The 1,261-nt window shown below is 51.1% G+C and carries 1 protein-coding gene; it reads left to right on the top strand.

Annotated features, from left to right (window positions below):
• Positions 1-122: 122 nt before the first annotated feature.
• Complete coding sequence (locus EKM96_RS10455; RefSeq protein WP_125643370.1) at positions 123-1,175, top strand: IS30 family transposase; 1,053 nt, start codon at positions 123-125, stop codon at positions 1,173-1,175.
• Positions 1,176-1,261 lie beyond the last annotated feature (86 nt).

The raw sequence follows: 1,261 nt of genomic DNA, 5'->3' as shown, positions 1-1,261 counted from the left end.
CGCGCATTTTAGAATCAAGTTAGCCACTGTCTCAAAATTTTTTGGACAATAAAAAACATCAAGAACAGATATCCTGTATCATTGAAGTTCCTACACAAACAATGGAAGAGGATGTTGTCTTGATGCAGAAACAGGATAGCACACACCGCCAAAAAGGTCAGCACTTAACATCACTCGAGCGCGGAAAAGTGGCCGGATTCCGCCAAGCTGGGAAGTCCAATCGTTGGATTGCTGCTGAAATTGGCGTCTGCCCGCAGACCATTAATAATGAAATCAAGCGAGGTACAGTAGATCAGGTCAAGAAGAGTAATGGCAAGCGCGTCTACCATCGACAATACCTACCAGAGGCTGCTCAGGCACGTTACGAGACTGCACGCTTGAGCTGCCATCGTCCTGACAAGTTCGCCAGTGTACAGGTCTTCTTAGCCTGGTACGTACAGCGAGCTAAGCAGGACAAATGGTCGCCGGATGCTTCAATCGGCTATGCCAAGCGACACAAGCTGTTTACTCCTGAAGAGCTTGTTTGTGCCTCGACTTTGTACCAGTACATTGACGACCAACGCCTAGAGATTCGAAATATCGACCTGTTGGAGAAGACTAAGCGGAAGACCTCTCACCAGCACCACACCAAGGCTAAGCGCCTGGCTGGCCGCAGTATCGAGGAACGGCCTAAGGTCGTTGAACAACGCAGGCAGTTCGGTCACTGGGAGATGGATACCATTGTCGGTAAACGCAATGGCAAGGAGAGCGTCATCTTGACTCTGATTGAGCGCAAGACCCGTTGCCAACTTCTCCGCTTGATCGAAGGACGAGATGCAGACTCTGTGAGCTATGCATTGCGTGGAATCAAGCGCGAATGGGGAGCTTGCATCAAGACCATCACAGCAGACAACGGACCCGAGTTCACCGCCTTAAATACTGCTTTTGCTGGGACGGAAACTGAGATCTTCTACGCCCATCCTTACACGTCCTGCGACCGTGGCACCAACGAGGCACATAACCGGATGATCCGCCAGGACTTCCCTAAGGGCATGTCCCTAGATGACATTAGCCCTAGTCAAGTGCAGGCCACGCAAGACCGCTTGAATCAGTTGCCTCGCAAACAACAGGGCTACTGCACACCCCAGCAAAACTTTGAGGCCGAAGCTCGGCGCGTTCGCCGCATGGCCCAGTAGTCTCTCTAGCGCCACAACTTCTATTTGATAACGGCCTGTTCTGGGATTGTCCTCAACGACTGGCTAACTTGTTCTTGCAATTTACG

The organism is Levilactobacillus tangyuanensis (assembly GCF_003946545.1).
GTDB classification, from domain to species: domain Bacteria; phylum Bacillota; class Bacilli; order Lactobacillales; family Lactobacillaceae; genus Levilactobacillus; species Levilactobacillus tangyuanensis.
Note: the sequence above shows the minus strand (reverse complement) of the source record. Positions and strands in the feature narration are given on the sequence as shown.

Coding starts and splice junctions, on each gene's coding strand:
- EKM96_RS10455 (WP_125643370.1), top strand. CDS start 123: ATGCAGAAACAGGATAGCACACACCGCCAAAAAGGTCAGCACTTAACA.